This window comes from Alteromonas alvinellae (genome assembly GCF_902705805.1).
The window spans coordinates 1-390 of sequence record NZ_CACSIH010000169.1; the positions used below are offsets into that span (position 1 = coordinate 1).

At 45.1% G+C, this 390-nt stretch carries 1 protein-coding gene; it reads left to right on the plus strand.

Translation table 11 applies throughout. The features are described from left to right. Positions 1-387, plus strand: a 387-nt coding sequence (locus ACX5KA_RS12620) for a transposase (protein WP_458731315.1), incomplete at its 5' end; no start/stop codon positions are given. Between the last annotated feature and the right edge of the window lie 3 nt (positions 388-390).

Genomic DNA, 390 nt, shown 5'->3' on the forward strand with positions numbered 1-390 from the left:
GATTTAAAGCGCGTATACCGCTCAGCAACAGAAGATGAAGCTCTGCTTGAACTAGAACGGTTTGCTGAAACATGGGACGGCCAGTACCCTCAAATTGCTAAATCATGGCGGACGCACTGGCATAATCTCAACACCTTATTTAATTACCCAGAGGACATCCGCAGGGCAATTTACACCACCAACGCCATTGAGTCGTTGAACAGCGTTATCCGCAAAGCTATTAAAAAGCGGAAAATCTTCCCCAGCGATGATTCAGCAAGAAAAATGGTGTACCTAGCAATAAAAGACGCCAGTAAGAAATGGTCGATGCCGATTCAAAACTGGCGTCAGGCGATGAGTCGATTTATTATCGAGTTCGAGGAACGCCTCGAAAAGCATATTAACTAATGG